The organism is Vibrio sp. 704 (assembly GCF_033339295.1).
The window spans coordinates 1-835 of sequence record NZ_JAWOUH010000255.1; the positions used below are offsets into that span (position 1 = coordinate 1).

Here is an 835-nt window from a genome sequence, read left to right on the forward strand (position 1 = left end):
CAAAATGGAAGCCATCGCATCATAACCGCTTTGTCTGCCGTAATTCCCTTCTTCACACCAACTTTCATCAATGTCGATACCAGCTGTTTTCATTGCATCAACATAGCCAAGCTTTCTGAGCAAACTATTGTGACGTAGGGATGGCCCGGTAATACAGGCAATGTTTTTATGACCACCAGCGATTAAGTGCTCAACAGCGATACGACTTGCATGGTGGTGATTAAACGTAATGCAGCGCTCTTCAATCCCTCCAACATAACGATCGAGAAGCACAAAAGGCGTAGGAAGTTTTGCTAACTCACGTAGATCATCATCGGATAAATAGCGACTATGCAGAACATAGCCATCGCAACGAAGATCGTTGAAACGCTGAATCGCTTCTTTCTCTCCTTCAGCAGAATGATGGCCTTGCGCAGTGATGAGAAACTTCTTATGAATGTCTAATTCCGTTTGCACTTGCTCCATCATTTCACCAAAAAATCCACCGGTGTAATAAGTCACCAACAAACCGACCATATTGCTTGACGATGTTGCAAGAGAACGGGCGATCGCACTTGGACGGTAATTCAATTGCGCCATGGCTTGTTCTACTTTTTTTCTAGTTTCTTCACGAAACTTTCCTTCCCCATTAATGATGCGAGAAACGGTAGAACGATTTACACCGGCGAGTTCGGCTACATCTTTAATCCTTGCCATAATGCTAATGAATCCAACTGCTAATAAATAATGAATGTTTTTATTCGAAAAATGGCTGCCAGCAATTCGTAAGGTGACTATAGGGGTCGAATCTGGCAGCCTTAATCATACACCTACAACTTGGCTGGTAGAAACGAGT

1 protein-coding gene is annotated in these 835 nt (G+C 43.2%); it reads right to left on the reverse strand.

Annotated features, from left to right (window positions below):
- The coding region (locus tag R7R24_RS25780; protein ID WP_318119968.1) for a LacI family DNA-binding transcriptional regulator at positions 1 to 696 on the reverse strand (696 nt) is incomplete at its 3' end.
- Positions 697 to 835 lie beyond the last annotated feature (139 nt).